At 49.3% G+C, this 15,695-nt stretch carries 13 protein-coding genes; 4 read left to right on the forward strand and 9 right to left on the reverse strand.

Annotated features, from left to right (window positions below):
* Positions 1 to 31 precede the first annotated feature (31 nt).
* From trhA to LKD70_RS08080, 3 genes are all read right to left on the reverse strand, one after another.
* Positions 32 to 691 (reverse strand): PAQR family membrane homeostasis protein TrhA, encoded by a 660-nt coding sequence (gene trhA / locus LKD70_RS08070; RefSeq protein WP_227707518.1) that lies wholly within the window; start codon positions 689 to 691, stop codon positions 32 to 34.
* A 191-nt stretch (positions 692 to 882) separates the two neighbouring features.
* Positions 883 to 1,815 (reverse strand): carbamate kinase, encoded by a 933-nt coding sequence (gene arcC, locus LKD70_RS08075; protein ID WP_227707519.1) that lies wholly within the window; start codon positions 1,813 to 1,815, stop codon positions 883 to 885.
* Between the two features lie 90 nt (positions 1,816 to 1,905).
* Positions 1,906 to 2,577 carry a GntR family transcriptional regulator gene (locus LKD70_RS08080; protein ID WP_227707520.1) on the reverse strand — a complete coding sequence of 224 codons (672 nt, stop codon included), beginning with the start codon at positions 2,575 to 2,577 and terminating at the stop codon, positions 1,906 to 1,908.
* A 302-nt stretch (positions 2,578 to 2,879) separates the two neighbouring features.
* Here LKD70_RS08080 and LKD70_RS08085 point away from each other — a divergent pair, with 302 nt between their 5' ends.
* A complete protein-coding gene (locus LKD70_RS08085; protein ID WP_227707521.1) occupies positions 2,880 to 3,725 on the forward strand; it encodes a MurR/RpiR family transcriptional regulator in 846 nt (281 codons plus the stop codon).
* A gap of 31 nt (positions 3,726 to 3,756) precedes the next feature.
* Here LKD70_RS08085 and LKD70_RS08090 read toward each other — a convergent pair whose 3' ends face one another.
* From LKD70_RS08090 to LKD70_RS08110, 5 genes are all read right to left on the reverse strand, one after another.
* Positions 3,757 to 5,055 carry a lactate racemase domain-containing protein gene (locus tag LKD70_RS08090; protein ID WP_227707522.1) on the reverse strand — a complete coding sequence of 433 codons (1,299 nt, stop codon included), beginning with the start codon at positions 5,053 to 5,055 and terminating at the stop codon, positions 3,757 to 3,759.
* 105 nt (positions 5,056 to 5,160) lie between these two features.
* The gene (locus tag LKD70_RS08095; RefSeq protein ID WP_227707523.1) at positions 5,161 to 5,703 is read right to left on the reverse strand and encodes a TRAP transporter small permease; all 543 of its coding nucleotides are present in this window, start codon (positions 5,701 to 5,703) and stop codon (positions 5,161 to 5,163) included.
* A gap of 16 nt (positions 5,704 to 5,719) precedes the next feature.
* Positions 5,720 to 6,808 carry a DctP family TRAP transporter solute-binding subunit gene (locus tag LKD70_RS08100; RefSeq protein WP_227707524.1) on the reverse strand — a complete coding sequence of 363 codons (1,089 nt, stop codon included), beginning with the start codon at positions 6,806 to 6,808 and terminating at the stop codon, positions 5,720 to 5,722.
* A gap of 33 nt (positions 6,809 to 6,841) precedes the next feature.
* Positions 6,842 to 8,128 carry a TRAP transporter large permease gene (locus tag LKD70_RS08105; protein WP_227707525.1) on the reverse strand — a complete coding sequence of 429 codons (1,287 nt, stop codon included), beginning with the start codon at positions 8,126 to 8,128 and terminating at the stop codon, positions 6,842 to 6,844.
* 22 nt (positions 8,129 to 8,150) lie between these two features.
* On the reverse strand, positions 8,151 to 9,272 hold the full coding sequence (locus LKD70_RS08110; RefSeq protein WP_227707526.1) for a tyramine oxidase subunit B: 1,122 nt from the start codon (positions 9,270 to 9,272) through the stop codon (positions 8,151 to 8,153).
* Between the two features lie 319 nt (positions 9,273 to 9,591).
* Between LKD70_RS08110 and LKD70_RS08115 the strand changes: the two genes are divergently transcribed.
* The 3 genes from LKD70_RS08115 to LKD70_RS08125 are packed head-to-tail and all read left to right on the forward strand — an operon-like array spanning position 9,592 to position 13,582.
* Entirely contained in the window at positions 9,592 to 11,010 is a 1,419-nt protein-coding gene (locus tag LKD70_RS08115; protein WP_227707527.1) for a glycerate kinase type-2 family protein, read from the forward strand.
* A complete protein-coding gene (eno, locus tag LKD70_RS08120; protein WP_227707528.1) occupies positions 11,007 to 12,281 on the forward strand; it encodes a phosphopyruvate hydratase in 1,275 nt (424 codons plus the stop codon). Before LKD70_RS08115 ends, eno begins: the two co-directional genes overlap by 4 nt.
* Positions 12,282 to 12,319: 38 nt before the next feature.
* Positions 12,320 to 13,582: a Glu/Leu/Phe/Val family dehydrogenase gene (locus LKD70_RS08125; protein ID WP_227707529.1), complete on the forward strand. Its 1,263-nt coding sequence runs from the start codon at positions 12,320 to 12,322 to the stop codon at positions 13,580 to 13,582.
* 109 nt (positions 13,583 to 13,691) lie between these two features.
* On the opposite strand, the gene LKD70_RS08130 is transcribed toward LKD70_RS08125, so the two are convergent.
* The gene (locus LKD70_RS08130; RefSeq protein ID WP_227707530.1) at positions 13,692 to 15,602 is read right to left on the reverse strand and encodes a PEP/pyruvate-binding domain-containing protein; all 1,911 of its coding nucleotides are present in this window, start codon (positions 15,600 to 15,602) and stop codon (positions 13,692 to 13,694) included.
* Between the last annotated feature and the right edge of the window lie 93 nt (positions 15,603 to 15,695).

A 15,695-nucleotide genomic window follows, 5' to 3' on the forward strand; every position in this document is an offset into this window, starting at 1 on the left:
GCAGTGACAGCAGCGTTTTTCATTGATACATTTACGGAAGAAGGAATGCATACATCACGACAAAGTGACACGCGCTTCCTCCCATCACGAAGAGATGAAAGATCTCGTGGCTTCCGAAATTTTTATGCCGGCTGTTAAAAATCGGCAGCTTCAGCGCATAGATGACGCCGCCCGCCGTGTAGATAATACCGCCTGCAAGGAGCCATCCGAAAGCCGCGGGGGACATATTATTCAGGATCTGGGTAAACGCAAGTACACAGGTCCATCCCATACCAATATAGAGAACCGATGAAACCCACTTCGGGCAGTATACCCAAAACGCTTTGATCAGGATTCCCACGATGGCAAAGGCCCACACGACAGACAACAGGATAATTCCCGTTTTTCCCTTTAACACAATCAGGCACACCGGAGTATAGCTCCCGGCAATCAGTACGGAGATCATCATGTGGTCAATCTTTTTCAAAATCGTGTTGACTTTTTTTGATATGTCAAATGTGTGATACGTCGTACTTGCCGCATATAATAAAATCAGGCTTGCCGCATAGATCGTCAATGAAATAATGTAGATTCTGCTCGGTTCATGTGCCGCCTTGATCAGAAGCGGGACCGCTGCGAAGATCGCCATCAGCATTCCGATAAAATGTGTAATAGCGCTGCCGGGTTCCTTAATATGTCTCTTTTTATCCATAATCATGCACCTCCCGGATATATGACAAGATGTAGTTTTAAAAACTACATAAAGTATATGCATATATTACACCACAAATACCTGAAAATCAATTATAAATTTGCACAAAAAGACCGGGATATCCCCGGCCTTTTCCGATCATTATTCTATATTCGATTTAAACATGATTCCGGAAGACCTTCTGCCTGTCATCACTGGTGGATTACAGTACCTGTCTTTCCTTTCAGAGCATCTTTCACTTTATCAAAAGAAGTAATATATGCGCAGCGCCCTTCTCTCTGTTCAATGAATTCCACGGAAGCGCGGAATTTCGGGAACATATTGTAGATTCCGAAATGACCTTCCTCCATGTATTTCTTCGCCTGTTCCACTGTAATCTCCCCGAGCGGCTGCTCGTCCGCCTGTCCCATGTTAATGCACACCTGTTCTACATTTGTCAGAATAATCAGCATGTCCGCGTTGATCCCTTCTGCAAGTTTACCGGCAGCAAGATCCTTCTCGATCACCGCACTGGCGCCTTTTAAATGATTGTCCTGCTCCATAACGGGGATTCCGCCGCCGCCCGCAGCCACAACGATCTGGTCTGCGTCAAGAAGCGCATTCACCGCGTCAAGCTCTACGATTTTCACCGGATTCGGAGCAGACACAACACGCCGGAATCCTTTTCCCGCTTCCTCGATCACATAGTTGCCTTTCTTACGCTCTTCGTTCGCCTCCTGCGCATTCATATAGCGCCCCAGCACTTTGGTCGGAGTATAAAACGCATCATCGTAAGGATCTACGATCACCTGGGTAAGCACCGTACTGACCGTACGGTAAATTCCTCTGTTCAGAAGTTCTTCCCTGATCCCGTTCTGAAGATCATATCCGATATATCCCTGGCTCATGGCCGAACACACGGACATCGGACACGCCGTATATTCCGGGTGTGCTTTTGCGAATTCGTTCATCGCCGTGTGGATCATCCCCACCTGCGGCGCATTGCTGTGTGTAATCGCCACCTGATATCCCTCCTCGATCAGATCAGCGATACATTTGGCAGTGTGTCTCACGGCAACCTTCTGTTCCGGCAGTGTAGTTCCAAGGGCCCGGTGCCCTAATGCGACAACAACTCTTTTTTTCATGACAATCTCCATTCCGCCGCCCGATACGGCGGCAAGTTTACTTTCTGTAGAAAAGTTTACTATTATTTCCGGCAAAAATCAACTTTCACCCTATGATTTCCGATTCAGCTCCCGGATCAGAAGAGCTGTACGATCCCAATGTTCCTTTGCAAGAATGGACGCCGAATAGTCATCTTTCATCTGAAGCGCCTGTATCATGCTCTCATGCTCCCGGATCGAGCCATCCAGCGGAGTATCCCTGAAAAAGCTGTACTCCAGACGCTGAATGTGAATCCAGAGCACATCGCAGAAATCCATGATATACTCATTCTCCGCAACTTCCAGTATACATCTGTGAAACTCTTTATCCGCCTTTAAGATCGGCATCGGCCGGCTCTGTTCTTTCACAGCCTCTGAAAACGCTTCGCTTAATGTTCTAAGTCTGCGTATATGAGCCGGCGTAATCTTTTCAATCGCCAGTCTGATCGCGAGCTGCTGCAGCATCGCCATCGGAAGATACAGTTCTTCTATATTATCTGTCTCCAGTTCGGTAACGATCGTTGCCTTACCCGGATAAGATTTGATCAGCTTCTGAGACTCGAGCATCTGGAAAGCCTCCCTTACCGGTGTTCTGCTGATTTTAAAATAATCTGCAATCTCGTTGTCGAGAATCTTTTCTCCTGGCTTAAACTGCCCCTCAATAATCCAGTCTTTCACCGTGTCATACACTCTCTGTTTTGCAGACGTCCTCTCCAGTACAAATTCCTGATTTGGCAGCGGCATTGTACGCCTCCCCCTTTCCGTTAAGCCGACACGGGAACTCCTCGCAGTTCACGCGTCCGCCGCACTGTATGCCCGTCTGATAAACCGGGCTGTTATATCAAATAATACCAGAATTCAGCCGCATTATCTACATTTTTGTGGAATTTACTAGCGCTCTCTTAACGCAAGCGCTGTCTCTGAACACAAGCACTGTCCTAACGCTGTCCTAACGCGATTGACACCTCATTTTAACAATGCTAGAATGAAAACAGTTACCCTTTCGTTAGTTTGTATAAAAGGCAGTAGAAAGTAGAGGATAGCAAATGCCTGATTTTTCAGAAGTGATAAACGAGAAATACAAAACATTCACCCGTTCGCAGAAACGGATCGCCGACTATCTGACCGATAATCTAAACGAAATCGCCTTCTGCACTCTGGAAGAATTTGCCGGAAAAATAAACGTCAGTACGACAACGGTTATCCGTTTTTCCAGAGCGCTCGGGTACACGGGCTACACCGCCATGCAAAAAGATATTCAGAACAATATTCAGACAAAAGTCAGTCTCCCGGAGCGCCTTACTCCACAGACATTTTATTCCGGGAACTCTATGCTGTCCGACTCTTTCCAGAACGACATTTACAATATACAGCAGACTCTCGCCCTCCAGAATGAGGACACACTCAAAACAGCGGTATCCGATATTTCGTCCGCTCCGAACGTATATATACTCGGAATGAGAAGTTCTTTCTCGATCGCCTATTATATGGCTTCACGTTTAAGTGAGATCCGCGAAAACGTGCGTCTGATCCAGTCAGTCGGCATGCTTTACCCCGAGGAGATCGTAAGCGCAAAGTCAGGAGATGTATGCATTGCGTACATGTTCCCCCGCTACTCAAAGCTGAGCACAACAATCCTGTCCTGGCTGAAAAACGAAGGGATAAAAATCATCCTCTTCACCAGTCAGAATTATGCCGCAGTAAAGGGATATGCCGACATCATCCTGCCTTGCTACATTACCAGTCTTTCCTATAAAAATACTTACTCTGCTCCCATGAGTCTGACGAACTACCTGATTGCGGCAATCACGCAGGCCAATTTCGAACGCTCTCAGGAGACACTCAAAAAAACAGAGTCCATCCTAAAACAGGGGTTTTACCTCGGGCTTTAATCGGATTTTAACGGGAGACAGCCGCATCGAATCACTGCGGCTGTCTCTTTTCCAGTACCGGAAGTCCTGTCTGAGGACGGGGATAGAACAGAATCTCAGGTCTTTCCTTTCCGGACTCTGCCGCAGCCCGCTCTACCGCCTCCTGAAGACCGGCACATGGAATCATAAACATATCTCTTATCTCTTCATCCGGAACATGGTCGCATACAACGTATATCTTCACCTTTTTCCGCAGTATCTTTGCCAGAAGAAGAACATGGTCCATCTGAATCTTATAATGTTCTGCCGCATACTTCACCACGGTTTCCAGATCGTCTCCCGCCCGGAACGCTCTCAGCATATCCGGGGAGTTCACCCCTTCCCTGCACCCGCAGCGAAGCACCACTGACGTCGATTCGTCCAGTACTTCCGTAAGTGCGATCAGTGCTTTTACAGACTGATAAAAATCAATATCCAGAGGGAATCCCGGCGCAGTCACGATGACATCCGCTTTTTCTATCCGTACCCCCAGTCTCTCCCGCACAAAATCCACCGCTGTCTCGTGGCTTTTCTTAAGCTCTCCCGCATACACAGCCGAGAGTTTCAGCTCGCCGTTAATGATACAGTTCACCGCAAAATCAATGCCGAACATTTCCGCCGACTCTGTCATGTCCTCATGAACAGGGTTTCCCTCAAGCGTCCCGATCGCGGAACGCGGATCCAGAATCATCTCCGGCCTGTGATTCGTAATGATCGTCTCTTCCGACGAGATCCCGGGAAGCACCGACTTACGCCCTCCGGAAAATCCCGCGAACTCATGTGGCTCCACCTTTCCGATCTGAATATGAAGATCACATGCATATGCTCTTTTGTTTACTTTCACAGGTGTTCCGCGCGTGGTTGTCCCAAGCATGATCAGATTATCCTCATCAAAAGGCGTATGATTTTCGATCTTCACCTTCCCGTACAGGTCTCCGAGCATCTCCCGGAATTCTTCCTCCGTCGCCGGGCGGTGGACTCCGATCGCCACAAAAAACGTGACATCTGAAAGCGCAATTCCCGCCTCTGTCAACTCTTCCATCACATATCCTGCCAGCTTTGCCGTCGGCACAGCCCGTGTAGCGTCGGATATCAGGACGCACACCGTATGCGCCTCCTTCTCCCTTACAATGTCAGAGAGCCGTTTCCCGCAGGACGGATGTACGACCGCCTTTCTTATTTCCTCCTCTGTCATTGTGGGAAGTTCCTTTGTTCCGCACTCTTTTACCCGCCATTTTCCGGGGAGTGTACAGCACATGTGATTCTGAGCGTCTGTAAAAACATAGTTTCCTTTTTCCCTTTCCAGTCCCATTCTTTTTCCTCCGGTTTTACAAAATCGCCGGAACACATTCCTGCATTCCGGCGATCCGATCAGCATTTTCTTTTCATTTTACTGTCTGCATTTTTGCAGGTGTCATTAATCCAGTTTTACTTCTTTGCCTCCTGTGAGATCCTCCTCCGGTTTTTCTATTGCCGCATAATTTCCCTTGCCTGTGAGGTCTGCAACAAGGTTGCGGAACTCAAAAATCGTGATAAAGAAGAAGGCCACCGGGATCGCCGCATAGGCATATCCATACGGGATACGAAGCGCCGGCGTTGGACGGAATCCCGCTTCCAGCATATACTGCACTCCGATGTAGATAATCACCAGGCAGATCACCACTGTGATAAACTGCGTCACCTTTGACAGCACATTTGAAACCTTTTTCGGCATATGGTCTTTGAAAACCACGATTGCCACATGCTCGCGGCGCGCCGCCAGCACAGACACACTCAGAAGTCCAAACCATACGAGCAGGATCTTAAGGAGCTCTTCCGACCATGTCAGAGAGTTGTTAAGCACAAATCTGAATATAATATGAGCTGCCAGAATCACAACCATTCCCACGAGTACAACGGTCAGAACAGCTTTGAGCACTGCAAACAGAGCCCGAACGATTTTGTCCATTATTTCTATCATATTCTATCCTCTCCAATCAATAATCACTGATCTCGCTCAAAACGGCTTCCACATCCGCAAGATACTCGTCAACTTTGTCCTGTCCGATATCCGCGGCTACAGATTCGATGGCTGCCGGCTGTGCCACATCTGCCATCTCCTGACGCGCTTCGTCGCTAACCTCGTTTATCTTCATGCCGTATCCGACAAGTTCTTCCAGAATCAGATCTTCTCTCTCCGCGTTGCAGAAACGGCTGTACTCCATTCCAAGAATCGCTCCCGCTCTTACAATTCCCTGATATGCGCCTGGAAGGCTTTCAAAGAAGTCAAGGTTGCACACGAGCGGCATCGCGTCGTAAATGTGGTTTGTAAGCGACAGGTAGTTCTGTACCTCATAGTATCTCTTGTCCACTACATTCGCGATCGGATTTTCCTGCGCTTCTACCGTGTTCTGGTTCAAAGCCATGTAAAGTTCTGAGAAGGATACCGGAGTCGGGTTCGCGCCCAGCGCCTGGAAGAACGCGATATGGTTGTTGTTCTGCATTGTACGGAGCTTCACGCCTTTTAGATCAGCCATTGTCTCCACCGGAGCGTTCTTTGTCGTAATCTGGCGGAAACCGTTCTCCATAAACGCAAGGCCGATCATTCCGTAATCTCTTAAGGACTCCAGCATATCGGTTCCGACATGGCTGTCAAGCACCATCCATGCCTCCTGATATGTATTGTACACAAACGGGATATCCATTACCTCAAACTCCGGGTCATAGGATACGACCGGAGCAAAAGACGCCACCGCCATCTCGATCGAGCCCTGCGCCACCTGCTCCAGCGTGTCTTCCTCGCCGCCGAGCTGTCCGCCTGCGTAGATGTTAACCGTCACGTTTCCGTCTGTAAGAGTCTCAACATAGTTCTTCATAACCTGAAGTCCGCGTGTCGCCGGATATGTTTCGGAGTTTTCCAGCGCGATACGGATCGTATACTGCCCTGTAGGCTCTCCTTCTTCGCTTCCTCCCGAGGCCCCTCCCGAGGAGCTGTTCGTCCTTTTCATGCCGCAGCCTGCTGCCGTTACAGCCATCGCTGCCGTAAGAAGCGTCACTAAAAGCACTCTGATACCTTTATTTTTCATAGATTTTCTCCCTTCACTGAACTAAATATAAGTTTAACTCGTATATCCCATCATATTCGGCAGCCACAGGCCAACCTGGGGAACGAATGTCACAAGAAGCAACACCCCGATCGTCACGACCAAGAACGGTATAGCCTCCCGCACCGTCTCCTCCAGTTTGCATCCGGCCAGCGGGCTGGTAACAAACAGCGTAATTCCAAACGGCGGCGTTGCCAGGCCGATTACAAGGTTTACACAGAATACAAGTCCGATATGCAGCGGATTGATGCCGATTGACCATGCGATAGGAGCGATAATCGGAGCGAGGATAACCGTAGAGGCATAATCGTCCATGAACATACCGCATATAAGCATCAGCACGTTTACACAGAGGAGGAACAGCCACTGCGGCATCGATGAGAACGGGCCGCTGATCATTTCCATCACTCGTTCATTGGCAATTCCCCATGCCATCGCGGTTCCCGCTCCGGCGAGGATCAGCACGAGTCCGGCTGTGGAAGCCGCCTCGATCGTCATATCCGGAATATCTTTAAGCTTCACGCTGCGGTTTACACCGAACGCGATGATCGCGCTGTAGATAACCGCCGCTCCGGACGCCTCAGTGATAGAGAACACACCGCTGAAAATGCCGCCCAGGATAATCACCGGGAGCAGCAGCGCCGGGACAGCGCGGCCGGTAGCCCGTATTTTTTCCTTCGGCGTAGATTTTCCGTAAGACGGATAATCTCTCTTCTTGGCAACACGATGTGCTACAAGGCACTGCAATACAGTAATCAGGATAGCCGGTGTCACGGCTGCCATGAAAATACCTGTAATAGAAGTGTTTCCGACCGCCGTACAGTACAGAATCATCAGCACACTGGGCGGCATGATCGGACCCAGCAGTGACGCAGACGACATAACCGCCGCCGAGAACGGGGAAGAATACCCTTCCTTTTTCATCATCGGGATAAGGAATGCTCCAAGGGAAGCTGCAGACGCAACCGCAAGACCTACGATTGATCCCATCAGGAGCGATGCGCCGATTGTAACGATGGCGATGGCGCCCTTGAATCTTCCAAACCACGCGTTTACAAATTTAATCAGCAGTTCCAGCAGTCCGCCTCTTAACATCAGCTGTCCGGTCATAACGAAGAACGGAACCGCCAGGTAGGAGAAGCTGTTCATTCCCCCGTACATTTTGATCGCCATCTGGATCGGGTCGAACCCTGCGATCAGAGTATAGACAAGTGTTGTCACCATAAGATTATATGCGATCGGAAGACCGATGACCATGAGGATCAGAAAGCATATAATCATGCACAGTAAAGATAATGACACTTTACTTTACCCCCTTTCCGAGTTATTTCTGATAAGGATCATCCCATAATGTAAGTTTAGTTCCGATGCCTTTTTCAAGAGCCGTCTTATATAAATCATATCCGAGTCCCACATCAAATGTAGCCATGCCGCACGCTACAAAAGTCACTCTCTCACTGTCGCTCTCTCTTCCCGGTTTATCGCCGAGAATCACGTCGCCGATACTTGTGGAGTCTTTCAGTTCCGGCATTTTCCCTTCGTCGATCAGCGTATAGATCGGGCCTCCGATTACGCCCTTGTAATACTCTGCCTTATCACCGGATTCGATGGCGTCCTGCACATATGCTTCATGAAGTCTTACATTGTCATAAATCAGCTTTGTACTCATCCAGAAAGAATCGTCCGTCTGCATCGGTCCTGTAATCAGTATCGTAACCCCGGCTTTCATCCACTCATCTTTGACATACAGAGGTTTCAGGCGGGATGCTGCAACAGTAATCACATCCGCTGCTCTCACTGCCTTTTCCAGATCGAGTTCAACTTCGCCGTCGATTCCCAGCTCCTCTTTCTCCCATGCAAGGAACTTCTCCGCTGCCGCTTCAAAAATATCATAGCAAAGAATCTTTTTCACATTCGGAAGCTGTGTCAGGATCGAACGCAGGCAGGAGCGGTTGATCTGTCCGCATCCGAGAACTGTAATGACTTCGGAGTCTTTTCTCGCCAGATGTCTCGCAGCCACACCAGGAACAGCACCTGTTCTCGCCGCGCTTAACAGGTTTGCAGACATAAACGCGAGCGGTTCTCCTGTATCCTTGTCATTTAATGTAACAGTAAGCACGGATCTCGGCAATCCTTTCTTCGGGTTCTCTGCGTTGGAGCCGTACCATTTGTTTCCGCACACATCAAATCTTCCGCCGAGGTATGCCGGCATTGCAACAAATCTTCTGTCCGGGCCCGCCACCGGCATATTCGGGAACGGCGTCTCCTTCGGAAATACAAGCCCAAGCCCATGGCTGTTGTGGTTGCTTCCTCCCATCAGATAGTCGCCCTTGCTTAATAAAGTAAATACTTCCTCCGCATTGTCTACACATTTCGCGGCGTCCAGAACACCTGCTTCAATTGTGTCTTTCTCCGATAAATAAAGAAACTCTGTTTTGTGTGCCATAATAGTTCTCCTTCCTTTTCCTTTCGTTTTTGAGTTTTTTTCATTTCCCGCCCGCAATGTTTTATTTAATACAATTATGCTATCTCGATATATTGCATATGTCAATACTTTTTAATTGTTATCTGTATTTTCATTTATTTTCACAATTATTTTTATAATCCTTTGTTGTTTTTTACTATTTATTATTTATTTTTTGTATTCGCATTGACATTTCAGAAGTTTTGAATTAAGTTATGAGTATGTTTCAGTACATTTTTCAGCCCGCAAAGCTTTTTAAATGTTTTATTTAATACTTTTAAGACGAAAGGGGGACTTTCAAATGAACAAAATCAAGAATTACGATTCCCTGATCTCTCACGGCGACATTGAATCCAGAAAGATTGTACTTGATATTACAAACCGTACACTTCAGCGTCTGGATGCCTACCAGCGAATCAAAAGCATTATGCATGTCGATGGCGATATATTGCATATCGGAACAAAAACATGGGATCTCTCAAAAAAGAGACATGTCTACCTGCTCGGAGCCGGAAAAGCATGCAATCATATGGCAATGGCTGTGGACGAAATCCTGGGAGACAGGCTGACAAAAGGAATCGCAATCGTAAAAATCGCGGAAGAAACCGATCATTTCCGCAATACAGATGTATATGTAGGCGGACATCCGCTTCCAAATCAGGCCGGATATGAAGCGTGCCTCAAAATACTCGACCTGGTAGACCACGCCGGCCCTGACGATCTTTTCATCGTCGTTATCAGCGGCGGCAGCTCCGCTTTAATGAGCTGCCCGATCGAAGGCATTACACTGGACGACGAGATCAAGACAACCGATGTCATGCTGAAATCCGGCGCGGGAATCTATGAAATCAACGCGATCCGCCGGCACATCTCAGCCATGAACGGAGGAATGCTGGCTAAAAGAATTGAATCCGTCGGCGCAGAGCTCATCGGCTTTGGAATCAGTGACGCGGTGGGAACTCCCGCGACGAAAGACATCGGCGTTCCTTACGAAAAATATGCGAGCACGCCGATGGGACCGGATAAGACGACTCTGGAAGACGCGCGCCGTGTAATCCGCGACTACGATGTTGCGGACAGACTGCCAAAAAACGTCGTCGATTACCTTATGAACGTAGGGCCGGAGGGGGAGACTCCGAAGGCATTTCCAAATAACACCTATTTTCTCCTGAATACATTGCCAGACTCTTGTATTTATGCAAAAGAAATCGCTGAAGAGATGGGAATCAACGCTGTGATCCTCTCATCTTTCCTCGAGGGTGAGAGCCGGGATGCAGGAACTTTCTTTGCTTCGATCGCCCGGGAATCACAGGCCTACGGCAATCCCTTCAAACCGCCCTACGTTATTTTAAGTTCCGGAGAGACAACAACACAGATTCTGGACAACAGCGTCATCGAAGGCCATGGAGGCCCGGGGCAGGAGCTGACTTTAAGTTTTGCCCTTGCCGCAAAGAAGACAAAAGGCGCCTGCATGCTCTCCATCGATTCTGAGGGAACAGACGGAACCGCTCCGGTAGCCGGAGGAATCTGTGACTCAACAAGCTTCGACGCAGCAGCCGGAAAAGGAATCGACATCCATCATGCGCTGCGCACCCACTCCTGCTACGAGGCACTCTCTGAAATCGGAGACGCTGTCTTTACGGGAAATACCGGAACAAATCTGTGTGACTTTAATGTTTTATATATCCCGGCCGTGCCGGAAGAGGAGGAAAGCAAATGAACTCAGCAATCAGATCAGTACATGCCCGTCAGCTTGTAGACTGCAAGTGCCGGCCCATGGTGGAAGTTGACATCATTACTGAAGACGGCTTCCTCGGAAGAGGCTGCGCGCCCACCGGCTCCTCTGTCGGCATGTTTGAGTCATGTGTGCTGCGCGACGGCAATCCGGAAGAATATCACGGAATGAGCGTTCACAAGGCAGTGGACAATGTAAACAATATCATCGGCCCCGCGCTGATCGGAAAGGATGTGCACGATCAGAAAGCGATCGACGAGATTATGATTGAACTCGACGGCACACCGGAAAAGAAAAACCTCGGCGGAAATGCGATCTATTCTACTTCCATCGCGGCCATCCGCGCCGCAGCCGAGTGCGAGGGGATGCCTCTGTACAACTATATCGCAAAAGGGCCTGTAAAGACTGTCCCCGTTCCCAGCTTTAATGTTGTAAACGGCGGCCACTATGCAGATCTCACCCAGCCTTTTAACGAATACATCATCATGCCCTACGGAGCAGGTACAATCGAAAAGGCTGTAGAGATGGGAATCAATACATTCCAGGAACTCGAAAGAGTTCTCACAAAATATCTCGGTCATAAACCCGAAGTAGCTCCATCCTACGGCTACGCTGCTCCGTCCGAAGATCCCGAAGTCATTCTGGATCTGATGAGCGAAGCAATCGAAAACTGCGGATATTCAGGAAAGATCGCATTCGCCCTGGACTGCGCTTCAAGCGAGATGTACGACAGACATAACGACACCTATCTGCTCAAAGGCAGCCGCGTCAATTCAAGACAGCTGATCGAGTACGCAAAGCACCTCACAGAGAAGTACAATTTCGTCTTCATCGAAGATCTTCTCGACGAAGAAGACTGGAACTCCTACCCGAAAGCCCACGAGGCAATCACCCGGACCAATCTTCTGGGCGATGATTTCATCGTCACGAACATGGAGCGCTTAAAAAGAGCCTATGAGCTGAACGCACTGGACGGATTTATCTTAAAGCCCAACCAGGTCGGAACGATCACCGAAGCTCTCCAGACATATGACTTTGCCATGGAGCACGGACTGCTTGCCACGCCGTCCGGACGAAGCGGAGGCGTAATCGGGGATATCGTCATGGATCTGGCGGTCGGTCTGCAGATCGGATTTATCAAAAACGGGGCGCCCCGCTCCGGAGAGCGCATCGACAAGCTCAATTTCCTGATGCGCGCTGCTGACTTAAACGAAGGCTGTAAACTTGCGGATATTTCTTCAATGCTGAAATTTTAAATATTCTGTTTCTCAAAGTGAAAGAAGGTAAAAATGCCATGAATTCAAAATATAATCCGTATGATAATGTACTTTCGGTTGTTGCAAACGCGGCAGGCATCCTCGGCTACAGCAAAAGCGAATATGAAGCGATCAACTATCCGGAAAGAGAACTCAAAGTCGCAGTTCCGGTCAAGATGGATGACGGAAGCGTCCAGGTATTTGAAGGGTACCGCATCCAGCACTCAACTTCCCGCGGGCCGGCCAAAGGCGGCATCCGCTATCACCAGAACGTAAATCTCGACGAAGTCAAGGCACTGGCCGCATGGATGACATTTAAGTGCGCAGTTGTCAACATCCCCTATGGTGGCGGAAAAGGGGGTATCGTATGTGATCCCACGAAGCTGTCCGTGGGCGAGCTGCGCAGACTGACCCGCCGGTTCACCGCAATGATCGCCCCCATCATCGGACCGGATCAGGATATTCCTGCCCCGGACGTAGGAACAAACGCAACTGTCATGGGATGGATCATGGATACATACAGCATGTTAAAAGGACACTGTGTCCACGGTGTGGTAACCGGAAAGCCCATTGAGCTGGGCGGCGCTCTCGGAAGAGGCGAGGCTACCGGCCGCGGAGTCATGCTGACAACACTCAATATCCTGAAAGCAATGAAGCAGACCCCCTCCGATGCAACGGCTGCTGTTCAGGGTATGGGAAATGTAGGAAGTGTCTCTGCAAAACTTCTCCATCAGCAGGGAATCAGGGTCGTTGCCGTAAGCGATGTATCCGGCGGACTGTACTGTGCGGACGGACTGGACATACCGGATATCATCTCCTATCTCTCAGCAAAACGCGGAAATACGCTGGACGGCTACAAGAGGGAAGGAATCCGTTTCATCACCAACGAAGAACTGCTTGAACTGGACGTAACCGTCCTTGTACCGGCAGCTCTTGAAAACCAGATCAATGAGACAAACGCTGATAAAATCCGCGCCAAAATCATCGTAGAGGGCGCAAACGGACCGACTACCGTGGAGGCCGATGAGATACTGAACAAAAAGGGAATCGTCGTTGTGCCTGATATTCTTGCAAACGCAGGCGGTGTCGTTGTCTCCTATTTCGAGTGGGTTCAGAATATCCAGTCCGTATCCTGGAGCGAAGAACATGTGAACGAGCAGCTCAAAGAGATCATGGACCGGGCATTCGATTCGGTTTGGGATATTTCCCAGGAAAAACACACCTCCTTAAGAACCGGCGCATATCTGATCGCCGTGAAACGTGTCGTGGATGCCAAGAACATGAGGGGGATCTGGCCATAAAGTCAGAAAGCCGGAAACACGCCGGCTCTTAACCAGATTAGTTACTTTTTACTGACATTTCTCCAGAAGAAGGGGATGCCGCACTTTCGCGCAGCATCCCCTTTCTTCTTTATATTCTCCCTTCGTTATCCGCATGCTTTCGCCTGTTTTCTCCGTTCCCGGCAACGCAGACCGCGCGTCCGCTTTTCGAATCAAGCATAAGACGCACATTTCCGTCCGAGAGATCATATACTTTGACAATCCGTCCGAGATCATACTCGTCGGGGAACATCTTCAGAAACATCTCCGGAAAGTTTTTCAGAAGCCCCGGCTGATACAGCCTTGTTCTACGCCCCTCCTCGATAGCCCCGTAGTAGATATCCGCCTCCACCAGATCCTGGAACATATGGCTTCCGTATGAGAGTTCCGGCGAATACCCCGACCTGCTGTACTCTACTTCGCAGATCGCACAGAACCGGCTGATATCCGCGTACGACACAGGCACTCCCAGTTCCGGAGAACTCGTACCGATCCTTCCCGGAGCCAGAAGCATGATTTTCTTTTTCCCCGGTTCGTAATACCGGTTAATCTCGCCCACCATACGCGCCACATCCGATTTTTCCGCATAAGGGCACTCATAATATTTCTGAGGATCGATCCAGACGATCATGTCAATCCGCTCTTCTTTCGATCTCTGCATCGATGCATTTTTCACATCAAAAAGAATACGGTCATCCGCTCCTTCCGGGATCAGGACCGTTCTGGACGGTCCCGCATGGATCGGCCTGCACTGGAAGAGGTTGATCCTTATTTCCCCCTCCTCCGATATGTCCAGCGCAAACTCTATATCCACCGGGCTTCCATATCCTTTTTCCAACGCTTTGAGCATCTTTTTCATTCCGAACATGAACCCGCTCTTTTCTGCAATTCCTTCACAATCCGCAAAATACACCTTCCTGAACTGTCTCTGCTCCATCAGGCGGGTCTCCGCCTCTGTATCACGGCTCAGTATCAGATCCACGCAGTATTTAGGAAGCAGGGGCACAAGTTCCTGGACCGGGATTCTGCAAAGCTTTCCTGTGTCTTTTTCCAGCACATCCGCCATACGCTGAGAGAATCTGTGCCGCTCGGCAACAGTTGCATGCATTCTCGCCTCCGGCCGTTCAAGCCCGATCATTCTCGGATAGTCATCAGAACTCCTTTCAACCGCTTTTGTCCCAAGCCCGGCTACTACGCGAAGCATCCCCGCGTCCGGATTCAGGGATTCCATCCATTTATAGGAATTGTACGAGCATCCCATCCCCGCAGCTACCGGGAAATAGTAATCTCCGTAAAATCTGCCTTCCACCCGCTGTACAAGAAGAGACATCTTCTCCTCCGTTCCCGCAAGGTGCCACTGCTTTCTGTACTCCACCGCAGACGGGTTCAGCGTGCTCACATAGATTCTTCGCACCGCATCTTCAAGCACTTTCAGGCTCTCCGCCCCATCTCCGCGCGCAACACAGAATATAGACTCATACTTACCGGAGAATGCATTCCCGAATCCGTCTTCCAGCATACTGCTTGATCGGACAATGAACGGGACATTTTTGTACTCGCTTGTAATCCGGGCAAATCCCTCTTTTGTCTCTTCCGAAAACACTCCGTTTTCCAGCATTTCCACAAGCCGGTCGGGCTCTCTTTTCACGCCTGCGGCGTTTTCTTTCCACAGCTCCAGGCATCCGTTCTCTTTCAGATAAGTATAAAAAACATCTGTTCCTATGTAAAAGGAATCATGAGGAAGAAACGAGCCGGCAAAATCCGGCATATCCTTCTCGACAATCTTTCTCCCCGCAAGCATACCGCACGCTTTTCCGCCGATCACGCCGCCTCCGATTCGCCGCCGGTACACTTCGAGAAAGTCTTCATCCTCAAAATAGTTCAGAATGAGCCTCTCCATATTTTCCTCTGTCGTCATCAGCTCATGGCAGAGCCATTTTCTCTCAGACTCATTCAGCTTTATCCCGGTCTCCAGTTTCTTTCGTATCTCTGCTTCCCGCATCCGTTCTCTCCCCCTGTATTTCAATCTTCTGCTTCAGTTATGTTTTTGTTCCGTCTTTCCCCGCTTCATGCTATACTATTCCCGAGCAAAACA

This window comes from Ruminococcus turbiniformis, assembly GCF_020687545.1.
Lineage (GTDB): Bacteria > Bacillota > Clostridia > Lachnospirales > Lachnospiraceae > Mediterraneibacter > Mediterraneibacter turbiniformis.

Coding starts and splice junctions, on each gene's coding strand:
- LKD70_RS08130 (WP_227707530.1), bottom strand. CDS start 15,602: ATGCGGGAAGCAGAGATACGAAAGAAACTGGAGACCGGGATAAAGCTG.
- LKD70_RS08080 (WP_227707520.1), bottom strand. CDS start 2,577: ATGCCGCTGCCAAATCAGGAATTTGTACTGGAGAGGACGTCTGCAAAA.
- LKD70_RS08125 (WP_227707529.1), top strand. CDS start 12,320: ATGAATTCAAAATATAATCCGTATGATAATGTACTTTCGGTTGTTGCA.
- trhA (WP_227707518.1), bottom strand. CDS start 691: ATGGATAAAAAGAGACATATTAAGGAACCCGGCAGCGCTATTACACAT.
- LKD70_RS08085 (WP_227707521.1), top strand. CDS start 2,880: ATGCCTGATTTTTCAGAAGTGATAAACGAGAAATACAAAACATTCACC.
- eno (WP_227707528.1), top strand. CDS start 11,007: ATGAACTCAGCAATCAGATCAGTACATGCCCGTCAGCTTGTAGACTGC.
- LKD70_RS08095 (WP_227707523.1), bottom strand. CDS start 5,703: ATGATAGAAATAATGGACAAAATCGTTCGGGCTCTGTTTGCAGTGCTC.
- LKD70_RS08100 (WP_227707524.1), bottom strand. CDS start 6,808: ATGAAAAATAAAGGTATCAGAGTGCTTTTAGTGACGCTTCTTACGGCA.
- LKD70_RS08110 (WP_227707526.1), bottom strand. CDS start 9,272: ATGGCACACAAAACAGAGTTTCTTTATTTATCGGAGAAAGACACAATT.
- LKD70_RS08090 (WP_227707522.1), bottom strand. CDS start 5,055: ATGGGACTGGAAAGGGAAAAAGGAAACTATGTTTTTACAGACGCTCAG.
- arcC (WP_227707519.1), bottom strand. CDS start 1,815: ATGAAAAAAAGAGTTGTTGTCGCATTAGGGCACCGGGCCCTTGGAACT.
- LKD70_RS08115 (WP_227707527.1), top strand. CDS start 9,592: ATGAACAAAATCAAGAATTACGATTCCCTGATCTCTCACGGCGACATT.